We start from the raw sequence: 21,281 nt of genomic DNA, 5'->3' as shown, positions 1-21,281 counted from the left end.
GGCCAGTCGCGACTGCGCACCACGAGCGGCGATGAGCTCCGGGGAGTACTCGGCCGGCCAGAGCAGGTCGAGGGCGTCGCCGTCGAAGGTGAGCACGACCGCCGGCCCGCGGGCGACCCGCCGCAGCTCCCGCAGCCCGCGGCGCGGACCGGCGGCGAGGGCGGCCGGCCGGCGAGGGCGGCGACGAGCGGGGCGAGCAGCGTCAGCGCCGCGGTGAGCCCGGCATACGGGTTGCCGGGCAGACTCACCACCCACCGGCCGTCCGGCAGCTCGGCGAGGCCCTGCGGGTGACCGGGCCGGCAGGCGACACCGTCGACACGCCACCCGGCACCCAGCGCGTCGAGCACGGTGTGCAGGTGGTCGGCGGCTCCGGCCGAGGACGCGCCGGTGACCACGACGACATCCGCGGCGGCCGCGGCGAGCGCCGCCCGCAGCGCGGACGGCTCGTCGGGCACATGCCGGACCGCCGGCACCACGCCGCCGGCCCGGGTGACCACGGCGTCCACGAGCGGACCGAACACGTCGCGGACCTGCCCCGGCCCGGTGTCGCCGCCGTGCCAGCGCGAATTCGGCCGGGCAACGAAGAGCTCCCGGGCACTGCCGCGCGACCGTGAGATGCTGCGGTAACCGCGCCGAAACGCGTCGGCCGGACCATGGGCGGTACCCGGACAACCGGCGGGAGGTGGGCCGTGAGCAGCAGCGCGTTGCTGGGTGTGGACGCCCGCCAGCAGGTCCACCGGACCGCGTGGACGCGCGGGCGGGTCGCGCACGGCTGAACCCGGCCGCGATGGCCCACGCCCGTTCGTGCGGCCACCACACGCACCGCGGTCCGCCGTCCCCCGACGCCTCCGGGAGCCCCTGCCATGTCCGTGCTCGATACCACGCCCACCAGCGCGCCGGCACCACCGCGCGACTGCACCTTCGACCCCGCCGACTGGGCCATCCTCGCCCGCGGCTGGTACGCCCTCGCCCGCGCCGAGGACGTCGGCACCGCCCCGGTCGCGGCGACGCTGCTCGACACGCCGCTCGTCGTCTACCGCACCGAGGCCGGGATCGTCATCGCCGACGACCTGTGCCCACACCGCGGCGTGCCGCTGTCACTCGGCACCGGCGACGGCACCACCATCTCCTGCGCCTACCACGGGCTGCGCTTCGGCGCCGCCGGCGCCTGCGTCGCCATCCCCGCCCACCCGGCCGCGAAGATCCCGGCCCGGATGCACCTGCGCACCTACCCGGTCGTGCAGCGCTACGGCCTCGTCTGGACCTGCCTCGACCCTCACGGCGACGGCGACGGAGTGCCGCCCATGCCCGGCTGGGACGAGCCCGGCTTCCAGCGGGTCACCTGCCCGCCGTTCGACGTCGCCGCGTTCGCCGGCCGCCAGGTCGAAGGGTTCCTCGACGTCGCGCACTTCGGGTTCGTCCACCTCGACACCTTCGGCGACCCGGACAACCCCGTCGTCCCGCCCTACAACCCGGTCGCCACCACCGACGGATTCACCGTCGACTACACCTCCACCGTCGCCAACTACCCGCACGGCGCCGGGCTGCGCGCCCCGGACGGATTTCGGTGGCTGCGCCGCTTCGCGCTGCACCTGCCGTTCACCGCGACCCTCGTCGTGCACTTCCCCGACGGCGGGCGGCTGTGCATCATGAACACCGCCACCCCCGTCTCGGCCCGGCGTACCCGCATGTTCGCGCCCATCGCCAAGGACTTCGCCACCGACCAGCCCGCGAGCGAGATCTTCGACTTCAACCTGCGCGTGTTCGAGGAGGACCGGCGCATCGTCGAGGTCCAGAAGCCCGAGAACCTGCCCCTCGACCCGCGCATCGAGGTCAACATCGCCGCCGACCGAAGCTCAGTGGCGTACCGCCGCGGTCTCAAGACCATGGGCCTGAGCCACTTCTTCACCGCCTGAAGGGCCACGCATGCAACTCACCACCACACAGTTCGGCGCCCGGCTCCCCGAATGGGTCGCCGACGAACTCGCCGGCGTCGCGGCGGCCCTGCCCGACGCCGAGGACCGGATGCGGCTCGCGCACCGCCTCGCCCGGCGCAACCACCGCGAAGGCACCGGCGGCCCATTCGCCGCCGTCGTCAGCAACGCCGCCACCGGCGAGATCCTCGCCGCCGGGGTCAACCTCGTACTGGCCAGCGGCCTGTCCACGATGCACGCCGAGGTCGTCGCCCTCAGCCTGGCCCAAGCCGGCGCCGGCACCTGGGACCTCGGCGGCGCCGGACGGCCGCCCGCCGAACTCGCCGTCAACTGGCGGCCCTGCGCCATGTGCTACGGCGCCGTGCTCTGGTCCGGCATCACCCGCCTCGTCATCGCCGGCGAAGGCGACGAGGTCGAACACCTCACCGGCTTCGACGAAGGACCCATGCGCCCCGACTGGAAGGAACAGCTCGCCGCCCGCGGCGTCGAAGTCCGCACCGACGTCCTGCGCGACGAAGCCCTCGCCACCTTCCGCGAATACGGCCAACGCGACGACGTCATCGTCTACAACGGCGGCGGCCGCGGCCGCTCACCCGCCCACGTGCTGCAGATCCAGTAGCTGCTCGTAGAACCCGCCAGCCCCCGTTGTCACGTCGTTCCGCGCAGCACACCCGGGTCCGTCCGGGCCACCGTCCCGAGGCCGACGGCCGGTTCTTGTGTTCGTGAGTTCCGGACTTCACCGGCAGATGGGCGACCGAACAGGGCCGGAAAGCCTCCATGGCATCGCGTCGTCACCGGCAGGACTGGCTCAACGGCCGGCTCGCCGAACTCACCGCAACCGAACGCGACGACATCCTCCGAGTCGCCCCGCTCCTCCTCCGTATCGCCGACTCCTGAAACAGGGACACCATGCACCCCGTAGAAGCCCTTCTCCTGCCCGTCGGCTGGCTGCTGCGCAACCGACGCCCCGACGAAGCCGCGAGCATCGCCAACGCCCCCGAACTCGCGACCGGAAACCGCATCACGCTGACCTCACCCGCCTTCCAGGACGGGCAGGTCGTACCCGCCAGGCACTGCGGGCAGTTCATCGGCGACGACGTCTCACCCGCCCTCACGTGGAGTGCCCTGCCCACCGGAACAAAGGGCCTGGTCTTCATGCTCGAAGACCTCGACAACCCCGGCGCCGTGCCCGGCATCCACACAATCGCCGCATTCGCGCCGCCCGAAGGCGGCCTGCCGGAAGGCGCCCTGACGCCGGACGACCCGCGTTTCCAGTTCCTCCCCAACCGCCGCCGCCAGGCGAAGTACTCCGGACCGAGGCCGCTCCCCGGCCACGGCACGCACCGCTACCGCTACCACCTCTACGCCCTCGATACCGACATCGACTTCGCCAAGGTCGCCGACATGCAAGCGGTGCCGTCAGCTCTCGCCGGACATGTCCTGGCCTCTGGAACGCTCACCGGCACCCGGACGACCTAGCATCCCGATGCGCCGCTGGAGTCAGGGACGGGTCCATGGCGAGGTGCTCCTCTCGCGACATTGGGCGGTAGGTCAGGGGCGCAGGAGCGCCTTGATCGCGCAGCGGTCGTCCATCGCCTTGTACCCGTCGGCGGCCCGGTCGAGCGGCAGGGTGAGGTCGAAGACCCTGCCGGGGTCGATGGTCCGGTTCGTGATCAGCTCGATCAGCTCGGGCAGGAACCGGCGGACGGGCGCGGGTCCGCCGTGCAGGTGGACGTAGGAGAAGAACAGCTCCTGGCCGGGCAGTTGCACGCCGTGGGCGACGCCGACGTAGCCGACGTGCCCGCCGGGCCGGGTGGAGCGGATGGCCTGCAGCATCGATTCCTGGCTGCCGACGGCTTCGATGACGCAGTGTGCGCCGAGGCCGTCGGTGAGGTCCCTGATGCGGGCGACTCCGTCGTCGCCGCGTTCGGTGACGACGTCGGTGGCGCCGTAGGCGAGGGCGAGTTTCTGCCGATCGGCGTGGCGGCTCATGGCGATGATCCGCTCGGCCCCGAAGTGGTTCGCCGCCAGGACGGCGAGCAGGCCGACGGCGCCGTCACCGACGACCGCGACGGTCTTGCCGGGCTGTACCCCGGCGGCGACGGCGGCGAACCAGCCGGTGCCGAGCACGTCGGAGGCTGCGAGGAGGCCGGGGACCAGGTCGTCGGCGGGTGGCTCGGGCGTGGCGACGAGGGTGCCGTCGGCGAGCGGGACCCGCAGCAGTTCGGCCTGCGCCCCGAGCGCTCCGATCGGCTCGCGGTGCACGCAGCTGGACTGGTAGCCGGCGCGGCAGATCTCGCAGGTGTTGTCGGAGGCGAAGAACGAACCGACGACGAACTGGCCCGGCCGGATCGTGGTGACGTCCGAACCGGCGGCTTCGACGACGCCGACGTACTCGTGCCCCATCGGCGCGGGCCCGCCGACCGGGTCGACGCCCCGGTACGACCACAGATCGGAGCCGCAGACGCAGGTGGCGGCGATGCGGACGATCGCGTCGGTGGGTGCGGAGATCGCCGGGTCGGGGCGGTCCTCGACTCGTACGTCGCCGGGGGCGTGCAGGATGGTGGCTCGCATCAGTGGTCTCCCCGTGGTTGGCGGATCGGCGTCAGCGCCGGCAGCCTGCGGCTGCGTCACCCATACAACCGGCGGCGCCGGCCAGCTGGGAGGGGCTGCTGAAGCAGGTAATGACAGGACCCCTCAGCCCCCGGCGGCGGGCCGTAGCGTGAAGGGCGTGGACAACCGGGACGAGGTACGCCAGTTCCTGGCCTCCCGGCGCGCCAGGATCACCCCCGACCAGGCCGGGCTGCCCCAGTACGGCGGCAGCCGCCGCGTGCCTGGGCTGCGCCGCGCCGAGGTCGCGCTCCTGGCCGGGGTCAGCCCCGACTACTACGTCCGCCTCGAGCGCGGCAACCTCACCGGCGTCTCCGACAGCGTCCTGGACGCCATCGCCCGCGCCCTGCAGCTCGACGACGCCGAGCGCTCCCACCTGCACGACCTCGCCCGCGCCGCCAACACCACCCCACGCACCCGCCGCCGCCCCGGCCGGCAACAGATCCGCCCAGCGGTCCAGCAACTGCTCGACGCGATGACCGACGCCCCCACCTTCGTGCGCAACGGCCGCCTCGACATCCTCGCCAGCAACCCACTCGGGCAGGCGCTGTACTCACCGGCGTTCGCCGGCCAGCAGCGGCCGGTGAACCTCGCCCGGTTCTGCTTCCTCGACCCGGCCGCCGAGACCTTCTACCCCGACTGGGACGACGCGGCCAGCACCACCGTCGCGCTGCTGCGCACCGAGGCCGGCCGCGACCCCTACGACAAGTCCCTCACCGACCTCGTCGGCGAGCTCGTCACCCGCAGCGACACTTTCCGGACACTGTGGGCCGCGCACAACGTGCGGCTGCACCACACGGGCGTCAAACAGTTCCGCCACCCCGTCGTCGGCCTGCTCAGCCTCGGCTACGAGGCCATGCCGCTGCCCGCCGACCCGGGCCTGACCATGACCGCCTACCACGCCGAACCCGAAAGCCCCGCTCAGGACGGCCTGCGGCTGCTGGCCAGCTGGGCGGCCACCAGCACCGTGCCGACGTCACCACCGGGAGCCACCGCATGCGACAGCGCACCCTCGGCCAAGGACTGGCCGTCTCCGCCATCGGGTTCGGAGCCATGGGCATGAGCCAGAGCTACGGTCCCGGCCCCGACCGCGACACGAACATCGCCCTGCTGCGGGCCGCGGCCGAGCGCGGCGTCACGTTCTTCGACACCGCCGAGGTCTACGGCCCGTTCGTCAACGAGGAACTCGTCGGCGAGGCCCTGCAACCGTTCCACGGCCAGGTGGTCATCGCCACCAAGTTCGGCTTCGCATTCGACGCCGACGGCCACCAGACCGGCCTGTCCAGCCGCCCCGAACACATCGAGCAGGTCGCCGACGCCTCGCTGCGCCGGCTGCGCGTCGACGCGATCGACCTGTTCTACCAGCACCGCGTCAACCCCGACGTGCCGATCGAGGACGTCGCCGGCGCCGTCAAGGACCTCATCGACGCCGGCAAAGTCAAGCACTTCGGCCTGTCCGAAGCCGCCGCCGGCACCATCCGCCGCGCCCACGCCGTGCAGCCCGTCACCGCCGTACAACACGAATACTCACTGTGGTGGCGCCGGCCCGAGGCCGAGGTCATCCCGGCCTGCGCCGAACTCGGCATCGGCCTCGTCCCCTACAGCCCCCTCGGCAAGGGCTTCCTCACCGGTACCATCACCTCCGACACGACGTTCGCCGACAACGACATCCGCACCACCATCCCCCGGTTCGACGCCGACGCCCGCGCCGCCAACCAGGCTCTCGTCGACCTCCTCGGCAGCATCGCCGACCGGAAAGGCGCCACGCCCGCCCAGATCGCCCTGGCCTGGCTCCTGGCCCAGCAGCCGTGGATCGTGCCCATCCCCGGCACGCGCCGCCTGCAACGCCTCGACGAGAACCTCGCCGCCGTCGACGTCGAGCTCACCACCGACGACCTCGACGAGATCGAGGACGCCGCCGCGAAGATCGACATCCAGGGTGCCCGCTACCCCGAGCACCTGGAGCGCCTCACCAACCTCTAGCTAGGGCCTGCGTCGAAGTCGGCGGTGGTGGCGGACCGCGCTGAGGTTCGGGCGTGTCGAGATCGGCGATGAGCGCGGTCTCCGGTCGTTGGTTGAACGACCAGGAACCGTAAGGGGCCCGCGGTGCGGCGCTTTCTCTCCGTGATCACGCCGAGGAGCGTCCCGAATGGCGGGATCTCCATGATCGTGGAGCGATGATGTACCAGGAGCGGCACTATCACTCCGCGATCATGAGGATCCCAGCAAATGGACGCCTCCGGCGCATGATCACGGAAGCAAAACACCGCACCGGCCGCACGCCGCACCGGCCGCAGGGGCCGCACCGGCCGCAGGGGCCGCACCGGCCGCAGGGCCACCAGCGCCGCGCGCGGCGGGCGGGGCCGCTGGGGTCGCGCCGCTTCGTCCGCTACCGGGTGCTGCACCGCGTCTTCACCATGCTGGCCGACGCGGACGCCAACCAGTGGATGTTCATCGGCAACCAAACCGCCTACGGTCGCATCCTCCAGCACGACAACCTCTCGCTGATCATCGGCCAGGGACTGATCTGCAGCGAGGCTCATCGGCGCCATGGCGTCAGCCTCGTCCCGGAGCGCGGGCTGCGGTCCGCGTCCTTCGGTTTCCACCCGCCGGCACCGCCGGAGCCAGACCCCTCCGGCGGCCGGTTCTGCGAGATCCTCAACGTGATGAGCGCCGACGACGGACGCACCTGGACGCGGTCGACGTACGCCGGTTTCATCCGGCACTTCGGCTACCGCGACCTGGTGGCACGAGGCTACGACGTCGCCTACTCCACCTGCACCCGGCGGCGGCTGCGCCCATACCGTCTCCTGGGCGCCGAACTGCTGGACCACCGGCGCATCGACGGCGAGGAGCGCTTCTTCCTGCGCTGGCCGATCAGAGCGCTGTCGCGGTAGCGGTTCCTTCGTTCGGCGCCGGGGGGCTCAGGCGGACGTGACTGGGAGCGCGCCGGCTCGGACGATGAACTCGAGGGCAGTCTGGGCGACCTCGGGCCAGCCGTGGTCGATGGTCAGCGAGTGGCCCCTGTCGGGCAGCACGACGAATTCGGTGACGCCGGGGTTCTTGGCCTGGATGGTGTAGGCCTGTTCGGTCGGCTTGACAGGCACGGTGTGGTCGGCCTCGCCGCCGATGAGCAGCAGGGGTCCCCGGCCGGGGTTCTTCGTGTCGAGCTTGGTCTCGCTGAAGGGGTTGAGGTTGGCGCTGACCACCTGGAAGATCGGGTTACCGGCCGCCGCGACGTGGAACTCGTCGTAGAGCGCGCGCGCCTCATCGTCATCGAGGGCGTTCGCCCATCCGTACTGGAATTGCTCGAACGAGAGCGTGACCCCGTGCTTGAGGCTGCTCAGATGGCTGACCACCGGAGCGGACGACTTGAGCGACGAAAAGGGCACCGACAGGACTCCCTGAAACGGCGCGGGATCGATCGCGACGGTGGCGACGGACGCTCCATCCCCGGCAATCTTCTGCGCGATGAGGCCCCCGAAGGAATGGCCGATGACGGCGGGCCGCACGGCGAGCTCGGCGATGGCTTCGAGGTAGTGGTCGGTCACTTCCTGCACCATCTTCGACGCGAAGGCGTCCGGGTTCGCGCGCGCGTCCTCGATGGACTCCGGGTCATCCGGCCATCCAGGCGCGATCGTCGTGAATCCCGCGTCTTCGAACACCGTCCGCCACCGGTCCCAGCTGCTGGAAAGCAGCCAAAGCCCGTGCACGAAGACGACGGGCCGGCGGCCGGACGCGTTGGCTCGAGCGATGTCCGCTCGTTCGGCATCCGTCAGGGTGGGCGCGGTGTGCTCTGCCATGGCTGATCCCGTCTCGTCTGGGTGGTGCTCCGGTCGTTCTCATCGTGCGTGTCGCATCACGCCACCGTCTTGACCGCGTCCGCACTGCGTTGTGCGCGATCTGTACGGACCTTACGGCCGCAACTAGGCTAACGGCGATACGTGGGGGGGTGCTGATGGGTGTCGTGATCGATCTCGAAGAGTTCCCGGTCACCGACCGGATCGAGTTCCTCCGTGAGCGGATGCTGCAGGCTCCCGTGCCGCTCGCGCTCGACCCGCACCCGGGCGCCGACCTGGTGGTCCATTCCCGGGTGGCCGACCTGGGCTGCGTGCACCTGCTGTCGACGAAGGCGCAGGGCGGCGACGTGGTCCGCACCGACCGGCTCACCCGCGACGACGCCCGGCCGAGCCTGATGGTCACCGTCATCGATCACGGCACCACGACCGTTGTGCGGGGCGACCTCGCGACGACGCTGCACTCGGGCGACATCGGGCTCTACGTCACTACCGACCCTTATCGGCTGCGGTTCACCGACGGCGCCCGCCGGCACACGTACCAACTCCCCCTCGACGAGCTGGGACTGCCAGGGCACCTGATCCGCAACCAGTTGCACTCCGCCATCCGGCCGGATCAGGCCACCACGGCGGCCGTCTCCGCGTTCCTGCGCAGCACCGCACGAAATGCACCGCGCGCCCAAGAGCCCGAGCAATCCGCTCTCGAGAAGCCCATCCTCGAACTGATCCGCCTCCTGCTTACCCGGGTTGTCACCGACACGCCTGTTGGCCGGGAAGCCGCTGCCGTCTCGCTCGCCACCCGCATCGAGGAACACGTCAAGACCCGCCTGGGCGACCCCGAGCTCTCAGTGCGATCGATCGCCGCCGCCTTCTCGATATCTGAGCGGTACGTGTACACCATTCTCGCCCGGCGAGGGATCGATCTCGGCGACATGATCCGGCGGCACCGACTAGAACGCGCGGCCACATTACTGGTGGACCCCCAATGGGGCCTCTCGACCGTCTCGGACATCGCCCACCGTTGCGGCTTCGCGGATCATGCACACTTCTCCCGTTCGTTCCGCGCACAGTTCGGCGTGTCCCCCTCCGAATGGAGAAGAGGCGCTCGCTCGCAAGATCAGTGATCTGGTCATCGAGGTCGCGATTCCGTGTGCGGCCCAGAATGAGATCAACGCGGCGAACGCGTCAATAGACGTCGACGCCTCTGGGTGATAACCGCCGTGCGTCGCAGTGGCGTTGGCCGAACGGAGGCTGCCGTCCGTGGTCTGAACCCGCCAAGGCCGGCTCCAACCGGCAGTTCGAGGAAGCCGCCCGCGAGGCCGGGTTCACCCCGCGAAGGATCGGCTCGATGATTTCGACCCCGAGCGAGAGCTATCCGCCCGTGCCGGTGTCGCTTCCGGCTGCTCTCCAGTCGTAACGGGCCGGCCGCCATCCTTCCGGCGGCAACTCTTACTGGCTGCACTTCTTCCGATACTGGCCGTACGGGCGGTGCGTTCCGAAAACGCCGGTTGTACGTTCGCGGCACATGAGGGAAGGGTGCGCCTGTGGCACGGGTGTTCATCAGCCACGCCAGCTCGGACAGCGCCACCGCGGCCGAGCTGCACAGACAGCTCGTCTCGGCCGGTCACGAGGTCTTTCTCGACCTCGATCGGCGCGACGGGCTGCTGATCGGCGACGACTGGGAGAAGCAACTCTACCAACGGCTGCGCTGGGCCGACTCGATCGTCAGTCTGGTCAGCGACGCCTACCTGGGCAGCCAATGGTCGTTCGCCGAAGTGGCCATCGCGAAGACGCTCGGGGTCCGGCTGCTGCCGCTGTCGGTGCAGGCCGACGTGCTGCATCCGCTGCTGGTGAGCGTTCAGCACGCCGACTTCGCCCGCGACCCGGGCGGTGCGGTGGTCGCGATCATCGAGGCGCTGCGCGGTGTGGACGCCCTGGGCGGCGAGGGCTGGCCGGACGACCGTAGTCCCTACCCGGGGCTACGGGCCTTCGACGTGGGCCTGCGCCGGGCCTTCTTCGGCCGGGCCACGGAGATCGACGAGCTGGCCGGTCTGGTCCGCTCGTCGGCCCGCGAGGCCGCCGCCGAGGCGCTGGTTGTGGTCGGGCCGTCCGGCTGTGGCAAGTCCTCGCTGGTCCGTGCCGGGGTGGTACCGGTGATCGCCGCCGACCCGGAATGGTGGGCACTGGGCCCGATGGTGCCCGGTGCCGATCCGGTCGGTGCGCTGGTCCGGGAGCTGGTCACCAGCGGGCGCATGCTCGGCCTGGTCTGGACCTTGGCGGGCGTGCGGGAGCGGCTGGCCGCCGAGCGTGGGCTGGTCGAGCTGGTCGATGAGCTGCTGCTGGCCGCGCCGGGCTCGGGCCGGCGGTGGATGCTGCTGGTGGTCGACCAGTTCGAGGAGCTGCTGACGCGGGCGGACGGGGTCGCCCGGCAAGAGTTCGCGGCGATCCTCGCCCCCGCGCTGGGCGGCAGTGTCACCGTGACGGCGACGCTGCGTCCCGAGTTCCTGGCGGGGACGCTCGCCAACCGGGAACTCGCCACCATTCCCTTACGGGTCTTCACGTTGCGTCCGATGAACCGCGAAGCGCTGGCCATGGTGATCGAGGGCCCGGCGCGGTTGGCCGGCATCAGCGTCGATCCCGGCCTCGTCCAGCGGCTCGTCGCCGATACCGATACCGGCGAGGCGTTGCCGCTGCTGGCGTTCACCCTCCAGCAGTTGGCCATCGGCGTCCACCGCGGCGGGCACCTTTCCGAGGAGCGGTACGAGCAGCTGGGCGGCGTGGCCGGCGCACTGGTCGGTCAGGCCGATGCCGCCCTGGCCGAGGCGCGCGCCGCGAGCGGGCGCACCACCGACGCGGTGATCGCCGGACTGCTGCATCTGGTCACGGTCGACGACGACGGCAATCCCACCCGGGCCCGGGTGCGGCAGGCGGACCTGACCGAGCAGGCGTGGGCGGAGCTGGATGCCTTCGCGAAGCGGCGCCTGGTGACGACGGATCGGGTCGACGACGACGTTGTCGTGGGTGTGGCGCACGAGGCGTTCCTGTCCGCGTGGCCGCCGCTGGCGCATGCGATCGAGTCGGCCGGCTCGGCGTTGCGCCGCCGCCGGGAGCTGGAGTTGGCCGCCGCCGAGTGGTCCGGCAAGCTGCGACCGGCCGATCGGCTCTGGACCGGCGGTCATCTCGCGGCCACCGTCGCTGACCTCGGCGCACGCCTGCGTCCCACCCGGCGGTTCGGCGGCCGGAAGCTGCTGATGACCGACACGGTGCAGCTGACCGTGCAGGGGCAGGAGTTCCTGACCCGCAGCATTCGTCACGACCGGGCGCAGCGCGGTCGGCTGGTGGCCGTGCTGTCCACATTGCTCGTCCTCGCCCTGGCCGCGGCGGGGGCCGCGTTCGCCATGCAGCGCAACGCGGATCATCAGCGGCAGGTGGCCCAGGCACAGCAACGCATCGCCGAGGAGCAGCGGCGCATGACGGCCGACACCCAACAGCGGTTGAGCGGTTCGCAGGCGGAGACCGCCGAGTCGAAACGCGAGCGTGACGTCATCGGCACGTGCCTCAGGCTGCTGCTCGAGGCGCTCGACGCATCCAGCAACGGGGATGAGGCGTTGGTGCAGAAGAAGCTCGGCGAGATGGAGCAGCCGTGCGACGACGCCCAGAGCCTGCTCGGTATCTGATCCGCGGGTAGCTACATGCGCCGATCTTCCTGGCGGCGATCATCTAGGAGCGCAGCATGCCGACAACAATGCCGCTGGCGAAGAGCGTTCGGGAGCGGGCCCTGTCAACCGCTCGGATCGGGTTCCTGGCGACGGCGGTCCTCGCCCTCCTGCTCGGCTTCTGGGGCTTGGAGTGGCACTCGCGCAGCGCGACCTACAACCTGGGCCGGAGTTTCTGGGACCTCGCCTATTACGACCTGCAGCTGTTCGTGCTGGGCTCGGCACCGCTCGACAGTGCCGGGCCGTTCCCGTGGCCGCTGCAGGTAGCCCGGTTCCTGGCGCCGATGGCGACCATCTACGCATTGTTCGAGGCGGCGCGGGTCGTGTTCGCCAGCGAGTGGCGGCGCATGGGGCAGCGCCGCAAGGCCGGGCACACGATCGTCGTCGGTGAGACGCCGGTGGCCGACGCGATGGTCGACGGACTGCGCCGCAGCGGGCGCGCCGTGCTGCGGGCGACGGCCGGGGACGCCGAGTCGCTACGGGACGCCGGTGTGGCCGGCGCCAGGTTCGTCTACGCGTGCGCCGACGACCACGACGACAGCAGCGTCAACGTGTTGGCCGCGGCGCTGGCCCGGCAGCAGACGCGGACCAAGAAAGCCGGCGACCTCAACGTCTACGCACACGTCAGCGACCCCACCTACGCCCTCGCGTTGCGGGCCCGCCACCTCAGCCAGCCGGTGACGGGCGCGGACTTCTTCAACATCGACGAGCTGGCCGCCCGGGAGGTGGTCAAGCGCGACGCCGGGTCGTTCGGCAGCGGCAATGCGGTTGTGGTGGTCGCCGGCCTCGGGCCGTTCGGGCAATCGATCGTCGTCGAGCTGGCCCGGATGTGGCAGGTGTCGGCACGCGCGCACGAGAAGCTCGAAGTGGTACTGGTGGATCCCGACGCCGTTGCCGTCGAGCAGGAGCTGCGGCAGCGCTGGCCGGCGATCGCGGAGACCTGCGAGCTGAAGCCGGTCGCCGATCTCGCCCGCGCGTTCCGCACGCCGATCGTCCCGATCCCGCACCGGGTGTATCTGTGTCACCAGGCCGAAGACGAGGCGGTGCGCGCGGCGCTCACCATGGCGTCGCTGTGGCGGGGCGGTGAGCGGTCGATCGTGGTCCGCCTGGACCGGCTGTCGGGGCTCGCCGACGTGTTCGGTCCCAGCGCGACCAGCCTGCTCGACGACGTCGAGGGCCGGCTGCACACCGTCTGCATCGGCAAACTGGTCGTCGGTACCGACGCGAGCGGGACGGACCGGATCCACGAGGACATCTACGAACGGCTGGCGCAGCTCACGCACCACAACTATCTGCGCCGGGAACTGCAGAAGGGCAACACGATGGGCAGCTCGCCGACGATGGTCGCGTGGGAGGAGCTGGCCGACGAATACAAGAACGCGAACGTCGCCCAGACCCGCGACATCGGACGGAAACTCGCCGCTGTCGGCTGCACCGTGGCCCCTCGCACCGACGGCAGTGGCGTCGACCTCGCCGACGACCCCCTGCTGGACGTGCTCGCCGAGCACGAACACGAGCGGTGGATGGACGAGAGCACGAAGCAGGGCTGGACCTGGGGCGAGCAGCGGGACAACACCGCCAAGCGTCACCCGAGCCTTATCCCGTGGGAGAAACTGTCCGAAGCGGAGCAGGAGAAGGACCGGGCGGCGGTACGGGAGATCGACGATGTGCTCGCCGACTGTGGCCTGCAGATCGTGCGGTTCGCCCCGGCCCAGCCTTGAGCGCTGTGCTCCGGCCTGTTCGAGCCGGCCGCCGCGTCAGCACAAGGACATGGATGCTCGCACGTCGTCGAGCGCTTGCCGAGCTCCGCCTCTCGCCGGCTGAAGTGTCCACAAGGGACTATCAAGACCGCGCTCGTCCGGGCCGGGCCGGGCGCCGCCAAGGGGCTGGACCGGTCAGAGGATGTTGGCCGAAGCCGCTTTGCGGATCGCGTCGACGCGGGAGACCGCGTTGAGCTTGCCGTAGATGTTCGTCAAGTGCCGCTTCACGGTGCCCTCGGTGATGAACAGCCGCTCGGCGATCTGGGCGTTGGAGCAGGCCTGCGCGAGCAGCTGCAGCACCTCCAGCTCGCGGGGCGACAGTAGGCTCGGCGCCGGCTCGTCGCGGCCGATCTGGGCGAACGTCGAGCGCTGCACCGACACGAGCACGGTGTCGGTGGCGTCGGCGACCGCCCGGATCGCCGAGAGCAGCTGCTCGCGGCCGATGGTCTTGGTGAGGAACGCCGACGCGCCGCGGCTGAGCAGCTCCTGGACCAGGCGCGGGTCGTCGTGCATGGTGAGCACGACGATCCGGGTGCGCGGGGTGCCCTGTCTGACCTGCTCGACCGTGCGCAGGGCCGGCTGGCCCGGCATCTCGACATCGAGCAGCAGCACGTCCGGGTCGTGCTCCCGGACCAGCTGGACGGCCTCGGCGCCGGTGGCGCCCTCGGCGACCACGGTGCAACCGGTCTCGTAGCTGAGCAGTTGCCGCAGCCCCTCGCGGAACAGGGCGTGGTCGTCGACCAGGACGATGCTGAGCTTCCCGCCGGCGTCGGTCATCGCCGCCGGGCCGGCAACGGAAGCGGGACGACCGCGCGGACACCCGCGCCGCCGCTCAGCGGGCTGGTCAGCTCCAGGTGGCCGCCGAGGGCGTCGAGGCGCTCGCGCATCGACGCGATGCCGATGCCGGTCGCGGAGGCGGGGTCGAAGCCGGTGCCGTCATCGAGCACCTCGGCCCGCACCGCGGCCTCGTCGATCTCGATGCGAACCTCGAGCCGGGTGGCGTCGGCGTGCAGGAACGTGTTGTAGACCGCCTCGCGCACGATCAGGTACAGCTCCTCGGCCACCGCCGGGCTCAGCGCGGCCGTGCCTTCGGCGACCCGCACCATGCTCTTGATCTGCGGGCCGGCGAACCGGTTGACGTAGGCGGTCAGCGCCTCGCCCAGGTCGCGCCCGCCGAGCGCGTCGCGGACCTCGGTCGCGATGGCCCGGATCGTCTCGATGGCCTCGACCAGGCTCTGCCGGGCGGCGACGAGCTGGGCCGCGGCCCGCTCGGGCTCCCGGCCGGCGAAGACGTCGTGCAGATCCAGGCTCTGCAGGGCGACGCCGACGCTGTGCGCCGCCCGATCGTGCATCTCGCGGGCGACCCGCTGCCGCTCCTCCCGCTGGGAGCGCCGGTTGCGCTCGAGCAGGGCGGTGACGTATGCGGTCGCGGCCCGGCCGACCCGTTGGGTGATCGACTCGTTGAGGCAGCGCGCCAGGGTGGCGACCCGGGCCGGGTCCGGCTCGTCCCGGGTGAGCACGTCCAGCGCCACCTCGAACAGGATGCCGGCCGCGCGCATGGATTCCGTCGGCGGCAGCCCGTCGCTCGACCGGCTGGTGCCGATGGCGGCGCTCAGGCCCGCGTCGGACTCCGCCGGTACCCCGGCCATGCAGCGCTCGGCATCGTCGAGAATGCCGTCGATCTGATCGGTGAGCTGGCGGAGCCGGTCGGCATTCGTCAGCAGCGCGCTGCGCGCCGAGCGGAGGCCCCCGATCACGCGCTCGTGGATTTCCAATCGCCGCTGATCAGTGACAAGTGTGAATATCGGAGCTTGCTGTTGGTCCACGATAAGGAGTCCCCCTACGGCACGCCATGCCGTACTTCACGCGTGATACCCGAGCCACTTCGGAACGTAACATGTTTCCGTACGGCAAGCATCTCGCGGGCGGGGGTCGTGCGGTATCAGATGACGCTCGCCGCGATGTTGACGAACAGCCCCAGGTGCGTGGCGTATTGCGTCGCCATGAACGCCCGGTAGGCCCGGCGGCGCCGCGCCCGGCCCGCGGCCGGCGGGGTACCCAGCAGCGCCACCGCGGTGACCGCCGCCCCGGTCGCCAGCACCGCCGCGCACAGGCGCAGGGCGGGCGCGAGCAGCACCGCGACCGCGACGAACCCGGCGGCCAGGGCGAGGGTGGCCCCGGCGATGACCGCGGCGGCGAGGGAGGGGCCGAGCAGCACCGGCAGCGAGCGGCGGCCGGCGGCCCGGTCGCCCTCCACGTCGGAGAGATCCTTGGAGGAGCCGGCCGTCGCCATCCACAGCGACATGACCAGGCCGAAGCAGAACGCCGGGGCCGACCAGCGCCCGTGGGCCAGCAGCGCGCCGGCCAGGTAGGTGAGCAGGCCGCCGCCGATCACGATCAGCGCAAACCCGGCCACCGACCCCTTGAGCGGCCGCCGGCCCGCCGAGTACGCCCAGCCCAGCGCCACCATCGCGGCGGCGAGCAGCCCGGCCCGCGGATCGAGCAACGCGCTCGCCACGATCGAGCCGGCCGCGAGCGACCGGGCGATCGTCAGAGCCCGGCCCGCGTCGAGCCGCCCGGCCGCCACCGGGCGGGTGGAGCCGTTGCGGCGGTCCTCGACCACGTCGGCGACGCCATTGCGCAGGTAGACCGCGCAGACCGCGGCGGACCAGGTCACCAGCCCGGCCAGGGTGCGCACCGAAAGCACCGAGTTCCCGGCGGCCAGGGCCGCGCCGGCGAGGAAGCGCAGCACGAACATGATCTGCACGACCGGCCGGGCCTCGCGCCAGACCAGCGCCGCGGTGCGCAGCGCGGCGCCGGCCCGCAGGCGCGCGCCTGCCAGGGGTAACGACTCGACGGCCACGGCGACCTAACCGCCGTCCGGCGACGCGGCGGCGGCGAACACCGGCGGTGCGGCCATTGGTGCGGACAGCATCGCTCGGCGCGCCCTCAGCCGGCGACCTGGATGCGGCGCAGGTGCCGGCTGCGGTCGGTGAAAGCGTTGCGGGCGTGCAGCAGCCGCCAGTTGTTCCAGACCAGCATGTCGTTTCGGTGGTAGTCGACGGCGATCTGGTGGTCGTAGAAGGCGTCCCGCCAGCGCTGCTGGACCGGGACCACCGGGTCGTCCTCGGCGCGCTTCAGGTTGTTGCAGGAGAAGCGCACGATGAGCCCGTCGTCGTGCTCCTCCAGGATCGGGTGCTTGGTGTGCAGGTCGAGGCCGAGCCGGTTCACGCCCTCGGTGGTTTTCCACTCGAACTCGGTGTCCAGCAGGTACTTGCGCTCGTCGTCGCTGAGCGCGGCGACCCACGGCGCCGTGTCGGCCAGCGTGGTCTCTCCGCCGGGGCCGCTCGCGGGCGCGACGCACCACAGCGCGATGTACCGCGGCGGGACAACGGTGAAGTCGTAGCCCTCGGTGTGCGGGGTGAGCGGGCGGGTGTTGCCGGCGTGGTAGACGTCGTCCATGCCGGGCTCGGGCCGCACGTCGCCGACCACGGCGCCGGTGTAGTTCGGCACGAACGCGCCCAGCGAGCGGCAGAACTTGACCTGGTCGAAGTCGTCGGGCACGTTGACCATCAGCACGTAGCCGTGCTCCTCCATGAGCTGGCCGAACGTGCGCCGCAGCAACTCCGGGTCGAGCGGGTCGCCGTTGAAGTCGGTCTGCGACAGGATGCTGATCGGTGATGAGGACACGGGTACCTCCGTGAGCGAATTGCCGTGGCGGGATTCGGGTTCATCGTCGGGGCGCGAGATGTAGCGCGGCGCAGCGTCCGCGTGTAGCGCGGCGATCACCATGTCCGGCGTGATGGCGTCTCCTCGGGTTCGGTCGCGCGCAGCCGCTCGCGCAGCTCCAGCAGGGTGGTGCACAGGCCGGGCAGGGCCTGCGGGGCGAACGTCGCCGGTAGGCCGGGCCGGTGCGCGTGCAGCGCGGCGGCGGCACGCTCGGTGAGCCGGACCGTGCCGTCGGGGGCCACGCAGGCACCGTCCAGCGCCGACACCCGCTCGGTCCAGGCCAGGGCGGCGGCGAGCGTGATGCCGGGCGGCAGGCGCAGGGTCAGGGCGCCGTCGCGGATCTGCGCCGGGTAGCCGCCCGGGAGCCCGAGCGGGCCGGGCACGTGCCCGGCCCAGGGGCCGCCGTCGGCCAGGGCCCGCACCAGGCCGGCGGCGACGGCGGCGCCGAGGCCGTTGAGGTGCGGGCGGGGCCCGGACCGGATCGGGTCGAGGGCCGCGGCGACGCCGTCGTAGGGCATGTCGTCGACCCAGCAGCGGGCCTCGAGGCCGGGGTCCGGCGGGCGGTGCAGGTGCGCGTGGTGGGCGAGCAGCTTGAGCCGGGTGGGGTCGGCGAGGCCGAGTTCGGCGGCGGCAGCTGCGGCGAGCGAGGCGACGTTGCCCAGCCCGCACAGCACGGGCAGGCCGCGGGCGTGCAGGGTCGGGTTGACGGCGTCCGGGAAGCAGGCGTTGACGAGGCGGATCGGCCGGTCCGCGCCGACGTCGGCGCAGGCGGCGGCGATCGGGGCGGCGAGCGCGGCCTGCAGCGGCAGGGTGACGGCGAAGCCGGCGGTCCGCACCAGCTGCGCCCAGCGGCTGCCGTCGGTGCGGAACTCGGTCGGCGACTGCAGCGAGGCGCACAGCACGACGAGGTCCGGGCGCAGCCGCTCGAACAGGCCGCGGAAGTCGACGGTCACCCCGATGGCGGTGTGGACCGGGGTGAACGGCGGCGCGTCCGGGCCGCCGGCCGCCGCCGCGGCGCAGATGTCCGCGGCGGCGGCCGGGGCGCGGCCGATCACGTGCACGGTGCTGCCTGGGGGCAGCCCGGCGGTGGCCAGGGCGCGGCACAGGCCGGCGGCGAACGCACCGGTGCCGATGACCGCGATCGAGGCCGGGCCGCTCACCGGGCACCGAGCCAGGCGTCGAGGTCGACGATCCGCGGCTCGGGCAGGCCCGGGCACTGGGCGCTGATCTGGAGCCGGGCCGGGCGGTCCGCGTCGGCGAAGTACCACGGCTCCAGCCCGCCGCCGGCCTGGGCGAGCAGCGGGTTGGCGACCAGGAAGTCGCGCACCGCCGGGGTGTCGCGGGCCACGTGCAGGTACATCCGTTTGGTCGCGAAGTGGTTGGGTGGCGCGACGACCCGGGGCGCGAACTTGCGCTTCCACTGGAAGATGCCCTTGCTCAGCAGCGCCTCGGTGCCGAACAGGTCGAGCTGGGTCACTCCGTGCTCCCCGGCCCACTCCAGCAGCAGGTGGTACACGGCTTTGAAGGCGCCGCTGTCGTAGTGGGCCGGGTCGCCGTCGAGGACGCCGAGCAGCCGGGTGGTCAGGGTGCCGGCGGAGGAGCGGTGGCACAGCACGCCGGCCACCCGCCGCTCGCCCTCGCGGAGGAAGAACAGCGTGCCGTGGCGCAGCACGGCGTGGCGGGCCACGGCGAGGCGCTCGCTGCGGCCGCGCTCGCCGTGCCGCCGCCGCATGGTCGGCTGGTGCATGCGGTGGTAGAAGAACTCCAGCGCGGCCGGGGACGGGTCCTCCTCCAGCACCCAGCGGTACCGCTTGTGGTTGCGGCGGAATTCCCACCGTTCGCGCTTGGAGATCCGCCGCTGCCGCTCCTCGGGGTCGTCCGCCACGTCGACGACGAGATGGATCCGGAACGGCGCCAGCAGTGCCCGATCAAGCGGCAGCCGCGCGGTGCGGTGCGCCTCGGCGCCGACCACGACGAGGTCGGCGTCGGGCCAGCGCCCCGCCTCGAGGTCGTGCCAGCCGGCGGTGGCGGCGGTCCGGCCGGCCACCGGCCCCGCCACCGCCGTGCGCTGGTGCTCCAGCAGCTGCAGCAGGTTGATCTCGCCGATCGGCAGGCCGGCGTAGGCGATGCTCACCTCGCCGGTCGCGCTGTCCGAGCGCACGACGGGCACGCGGCGGCCGCGGCCGTCCCAGTACCGCCGGGCGGCCCGGGCCGGCCACGACGGGCTGTTGTTCCAGGCGTAGGCGAGCCGGGCGGACCAGGCGGGCCCGGCCGCGTCGCCGGCCGGCGACCGGGACGGGGCGGCCGGGACGGTGGTGACGGTGGCCACCGAGGTACCCCCTTTCTGCGGGAGGATCAGCGGCAGTGCTCGGCCAGCGCGGCGGAGAACACGGCCCGGCGGACGTCGGAGCCGCTGTGCACGGTCTGCACGGCGGCGTCGGGCAGCGGGGCGAAGTCGTCGGTGCCGTAGCAGCCGGAGCCGTGCAGGAGGACCTCGTCGTCGGTGACGAGGCCGCGGTCGACGGCGTTGAGCACGCCGGTGGCCGCCATGATCAGGGACCACTCGCGCAGGCGGCGCGGGTCGGCCGGCAGGTCCAGGCCGGCCTCGGCGAACCGGGCCCGTAGCGCCGGGTACCGCTGCAGGCACTCGTGCAGCGAGACCACGATGCCGCCGCCCCCGCCGGTGCGGATGAGCTCGTTCATGGTCGCCGAGGTCGGCGGGCGGTGGGTGTAGAAGGTGGAGTCGAGCACCTCGTCCGGGTCGAACGTGGTGGCCGGGAACCGGGGATCGGCGTCCTGGTGGTAGAGCCCGTCGGCGGCCCGGTAGTGATATTGGGGCAGCCGGGCCCGGTCGGGGTCGCCGAAGTACAGGCTGAGCACCATGTCCGGGGTGTCCAGGTGCTGCACGAGGAAGTACCGCGGGTCGCCGGGCGCGCCGATCGCGGTGTGCCCGAGGTGGTGGCCGAGCAGCCCGTAGGCGCTGGACACGGCGTGCGCGTGCAGCCGGGTGTCGCCGGGGCGGCCGGGGGCGAAGTCGCGCTCGAACATCGCCCGGGCGGCGTCGGCGGTGCGGTAGTTGTCGAGGTCCAGGGAGTACCACAGCCGGACCCCGGCCAGCGCCTGCAGCGTCTCGGCGTGGCCGTCCACGACCTCGCGGGCGAGCGTCTTGACGGCCGAGCGGTCCGGGCCCGGCAGGCATAGCACCGGGTTGCGCGCGGCCAGCTCCGGGTCCGTGGACAGCGGCGAGGCCCACAGCTTGGGCCGCGACGCGGCGGGCACCACCACGGCGATGCGCAGCTCGTCCGGGCGGACCAGGCCGTGCTCGATCGCGCGCAGCACCGCGTCGCGCAGCGCGGTGGCCTTGTTCGCCGACGACGGGGTCAGGATCATGATCCGCTCGCCGGTGCGGCGGATGTGTGCCACGACCCGGGCGACCATGAGCAGCGAGGCCATCGTCTTGGTGGTCCGCGTGCGCGGGTTGCCCATGAGGTCCAGCAGCGTCAGGCGGACGTCGCGGTAGGAGCCCAGCGGGGCGGTGCGCACCTGGCCGGCGCCGAGGAACGCCTCCAGCGCCGGGGTCAGTTCCGGCAGCTCGAAGCCGGGGGCGAAGTCGGCCACGCGGCCGGAGGCGGGCGGGCGGGTCGCGCGGACGCTCGCCATCACGGCGCGCAGCTCGTCGTAGTACCGCAGCAGCGGGGCGACGGCGAGACCCGGGGTTCCGACGACGGCGGTCAT

The 21,281-nt window shown here is 72.1% G+C and carries 18 protein-coding genes and 1 pseudogene; 9 read left to right on the top strand and 10 right to left on the bottom strand.

The annotated features are described in order from the left end of the window. Positions 1-242 precede the first annotated feature (242 nt). A pseudogene (locus ACQPXD_RS12670) lies at positions 243-497 on the bottom strand (molybdopterin-binding protein); the annotation flags it as partial. Between the two features lie 366 nt (positions 498-863). Between ACQPXD_RS12670 and ACQPXD_RS12665 the strand changes: the two are divergent. From ACQPXD_RS12665 to ACQPXD_RS12655, 3 genes are all read left to right on the top strand, one after another. Continuing rightward, positions 864-1,916, top strand: coding sequence for a Rieske 2Fe-2S domain-containing protein (locus ACQPXD_RS12665; protein ID WP_432837937.1), 1,053 nt, complete (start codon positions 864-866; stop codon positions 1,914-1,916). Positions 1,917-1,926: 10 nt separating this feature from the next. Beyond that, positions 1,927-2,553: a nucleoside deaminase gene (locus ACQPXD_RS12660; protein ID WP_432837935.1), complete on the top strand. Its 627-nt coding sequence runs from the start codon at positions 1,927-1,929 to the stop codon at positions 2,551-2,553. A 290-nt stretch (positions 2,554-2,843) separates the two neighbouring features. Next, on the top strand, positions 2,844-3,413 hold the full coding sequence (locus tag ACQPXD_RS12655) for a YbhB/YbcL family Raf kinase inhibitor-like protein (RefSeq protein ID WP_432837933.1): 570 nt from the start codon (positions 2,844-2,846) through the stop codon (positions 3,411-3,413). Positions 3,414-3,485: 72 nt separating this feature from the next. Here the strand turns inward: ACQPXD_RS12655 and ACQPXD_RS12650 are convergent, their stop codons facing one another. Continuing rightward, a complete protein-coding gene (locus ACQPXD_RS12650; RefSeq protein ID WP_432837931.1) occupies positions 3,486-4,508 on the bottom strand; it encodes a zinc-dependent alcohol dehydrogenase family protein in 1,023 nt (340 codons plus the stop codon). Positions 4,509-4,665: 157 nt separating this feature from the next. Between ACQPXD_RS12650 and ACQPXD_RS12645 the strand changes: the two genes are divergently transcribed. The 3 genes from ACQPXD_RS12645 to ACQPXD_RS12635 all read left to right on the top strand — a co-directional run bounded on the left by ACQPXD_RS12645 (position 4,666) and on the right by ACQPXD_RS12635 (position 7,441). Then, on the top strand, positions 4,666-5,607 hold the full coding sequence (locus tag ACQPXD_RS12645) for a helix-turn-helix transcriptional regulator (RefSeq protein ID WP_432837929.1): 942 nt from the start codon (positions 4,666-4,668) through the stop codon (positions 5,605-5,607). Next, entirely contained in the window at positions 5,541-6,527 is a 987-nt protein-coding gene (locus tag ACQPXD_RS12640) for an aldo/keto reductase (RefSeq protein ID WP_432837927.1), read from the top strand. The genes ACQPXD_RS12645 and ACQPXD_RS12640 overlap by 67 nt, the downstream gene beginning before the upstream one ends. A gap of 263 nt (positions 6,528-6,790) precedes the next feature. Beyond that, the gene (locus tag ACQPXD_RS12635) at positions 6,791-7,441 is read left to right on the top strand and encodes a hypothetical protein (protein ID WP_432837925.1); all 651 of its coding nucleotides are present in this window, start codon (positions 6,791-6,793) and stop codon (positions 7,439-7,441) included. 27 nt (positions 7,442-7,468) lie between these two features. Here ACQPXD_RS12635 and ACQPXD_RS12630 read toward each other — a convergent pair whose 3' ends face one another. Then, positions 7,469-8,347 (bottom strand): alpha/beta hydrolase, encoded by an 879-nt coding sequence (locus ACQPXD_RS12630; RefSeq protein ID WP_432837923.1) that lies wholly within the window; start codon positions 8,345-8,347, stop codon positions 7,469-7,471. A 164-nt stretch (positions 8,348-8,511) separates the two neighbouring features. Between ACQPXD_RS12630 and ACQPXD_RS12625 the strand changes: the two genes are divergently transcribed. From ACQPXD_RS12625 to ACQPXD_RS12615, 3 genes are all read left to right on the top strand, one after another. Then, positions 8,512-9,465, top strand: coding sequence for a helix-turn-helix domain-containing protein (locus ACQPXD_RS12625; protein ID WP_432837922.1), 954 nt, complete (start codon positions 8,512-8,514; stop codon positions 9,463-9,465). A 420-nt stretch (positions 9,466-9,885) separates the two neighbouring features. Next, a complete protein-coding gene (locus ACQPXD_RS12620; RefSeq protein ID WP_432837920.1) occupies positions 9,886-12,018 on the top strand; it encodes a toll/interleukin-1 receptor domain-containing protein in 2,133 nt (710 codons plus the stop codon). Between the two features lie 56 nt (positions 12,019-12,074). Further along, positions 12,075-13,778: a RyR domain-containing protein gene (locus ACQPXD_RS12615; protein WP_432837918.1), complete on the top strand. Its 1,704-nt coding sequence runs from the start codon at positions 12,075-12,077 to the stop codon at positions 13,776-13,778. Positions 13,779-13,952: 174 nt separating this feature from the next. Here ACQPXD_RS12615 and ACQPXD_RS12610 read toward each other — a convergent pair whose 3' ends face one another. From ACQPXD_RS12610 to ACQPXD_RS12580, 7 genes are all read right to left on the bottom strand, one after another. Beyond that, complete coding sequence (locus ACQPXD_RS12610) at positions 13,953-14,594, bottom strand: response regulator (protein WP_432837916.1); 642 nt, start codon at positions 14,592-14,594, stop codon at positions 13,953-13,955. Next, complete coding sequence (locus ACQPXD_RS12605; RefSeq protein WP_432837914.1) at positions 14,591-15,574, bottom strand: sensor histidine kinase; 984 nt, start codon at positions 15,572-15,574, stop codon at positions 14,591-14,593. The genes ACQPXD_RS12610 and ACQPXD_RS12605 overlap by 4 nt, the downstream gene beginning before the upstream one ends. Before the next feature lie 185 nt (positions 15,575-15,759). Continuing rightward, positions 15,760-16,680, bottom strand: coding sequence for a UbiA family prenyltransferase (locus tag ACQPXD_RS12600; RefSeq protein WP_432837912.1), 921 nt, complete (start codon positions 16,678-16,680; stop codon positions 15,760-15,762). An 86-nt stretch (positions 16,681-16,766) separates the two neighbouring features. Next, positions 16,767-17,507, bottom strand: coding sequence for a TauD/TfdA family dioxygenase (locus ACQPXD_RS12595; protein ID WP_432837910.1), 741 nt, complete (start codon positions 17,505-17,507; stop codon positions 16,767-16,769). Between the two features lie 95 nt (positions 17,508-17,602). Further along, positions 17,603-18,706, bottom strand: coding sequence for a potassium transporter TrkA (locus tag ACQPXD_RS12590; protein ID WP_432837908.1), 1,104 nt, complete (start codon positions 18,704-18,706; stop codon positions 17,603-17,605). Further along, positions 18,703-19,875: a hypothetical protein gene (locus ACQPXD_RS12585; protein ID WP_432837906.1), complete on the bottom strand. Its 1,173-nt coding sequence runs from the start codon at positions 19,873-19,875 to the stop codon at positions 18,703-18,705. The genes ACQPXD_RS12590 and ACQPXD_RS12585 overlap by 4 nt, the downstream gene beginning before the upstream one ends. A gap of 26 nt (positions 19,876-19,901) precedes the next feature. Then, on the bottom strand, positions 19,902-21,281 hold the full coding sequence (locus tag ACQPXD_RS12580) for a DUF6002 family protein (RefSeq protein WP_432837904.1): 1,380 nt from the start codon (positions 21,279-21,281) through the stop codon (positions 19,902-19,904).

Source organism: Dactylosporangium sp. CA-092794 (genome assembly GCF_050948465.1).
In the GTDB taxonomy this organism is placed as follows: domain Bacteria; phylum Actinomycetota; class Actinomycetes; order Mycobacteriales; family Micromonosporaceae; genus Dactylosporangium.
This window is presented reverse-complemented; position numbering and strand designations above follow the sequence as displayed.

Excerpts from the sequence above, each read along its gene's own strand:
- ACQPXD_RS12615 (WP_432837918.1), top strand. The coding sequence starts at position 12,075 with ATGCCGACAACAATGCCGCTGGCGAAGAGCGTTCGGGAGCGGGCCCTG.
- ACQPXD_RS12665 (WP_432837937.1), top strand. The coding sequence starts at position 864 with ATGTCCGTGCTCGATACCACGCCCACCAGCGCGCCGGCACCACCGCGC.
- ACQPXD_RS12580 (WP_432837904.1), bottom strand. The coding sequence starts at position 21,281 with ATGACCGCCGTCGTCGGAACCCCGGGTCTCGCCGTCGCCCCGCTGCTG.
- ACQPXD_RS12660 (WP_432837935.1), top strand. The coding sequence starts at position 1,927 with ATGCAACTCACCACCACACAGTTCGGCGCCCGGCTCCCCGAATGGGTC.
- ACQPXD_RS12640 (WP_432837927.1), top strand. The coding sequence starts at position 5,541 with ATGCGACAGCGCACCCTCGGCCAAGGACTGGCCGTCTCCGCCATCGGG.
- ACQPXD_RS12610 (WP_432837916.1), bottom strand. The coding sequence starts at position 14,594 with ATGACCGACGCCGGCGGGAAGCTCAGCATCGTCCTGGTCGACGACCAC.
- ACQPXD_RS12655 (WP_432837933.1), top strand. The coding sequence starts at position 2,844 with ATGCACCCCGTAGAAGCCCTTCTCCTGCCCGTCGGCTGGCTGCTGCGC.
- ACQPXD_RS12650 (WP_432837931.1), bottom strand. The coding sequence starts at position 4,508 with ATGCGAGCCACCATCCTGCACGCCCCCGGCGACGTACGAGTCGAGGAC.
- ACQPXD_RS12635 (WP_432837925.1), top strand. The coding sequence starts at position 6,791 with ATGATCACGGAAGCAAAACACCGCACCGGCCGCACGCCGCACCGGCCG.
- ACQPXD_RS12630 (WP_432837923.1), bottom strand. The coding sequence starts at position 8,347 with ATGGCAGAGCACACCGCGCCCACCCTGACGGATGCCGAACGAGCGGAC.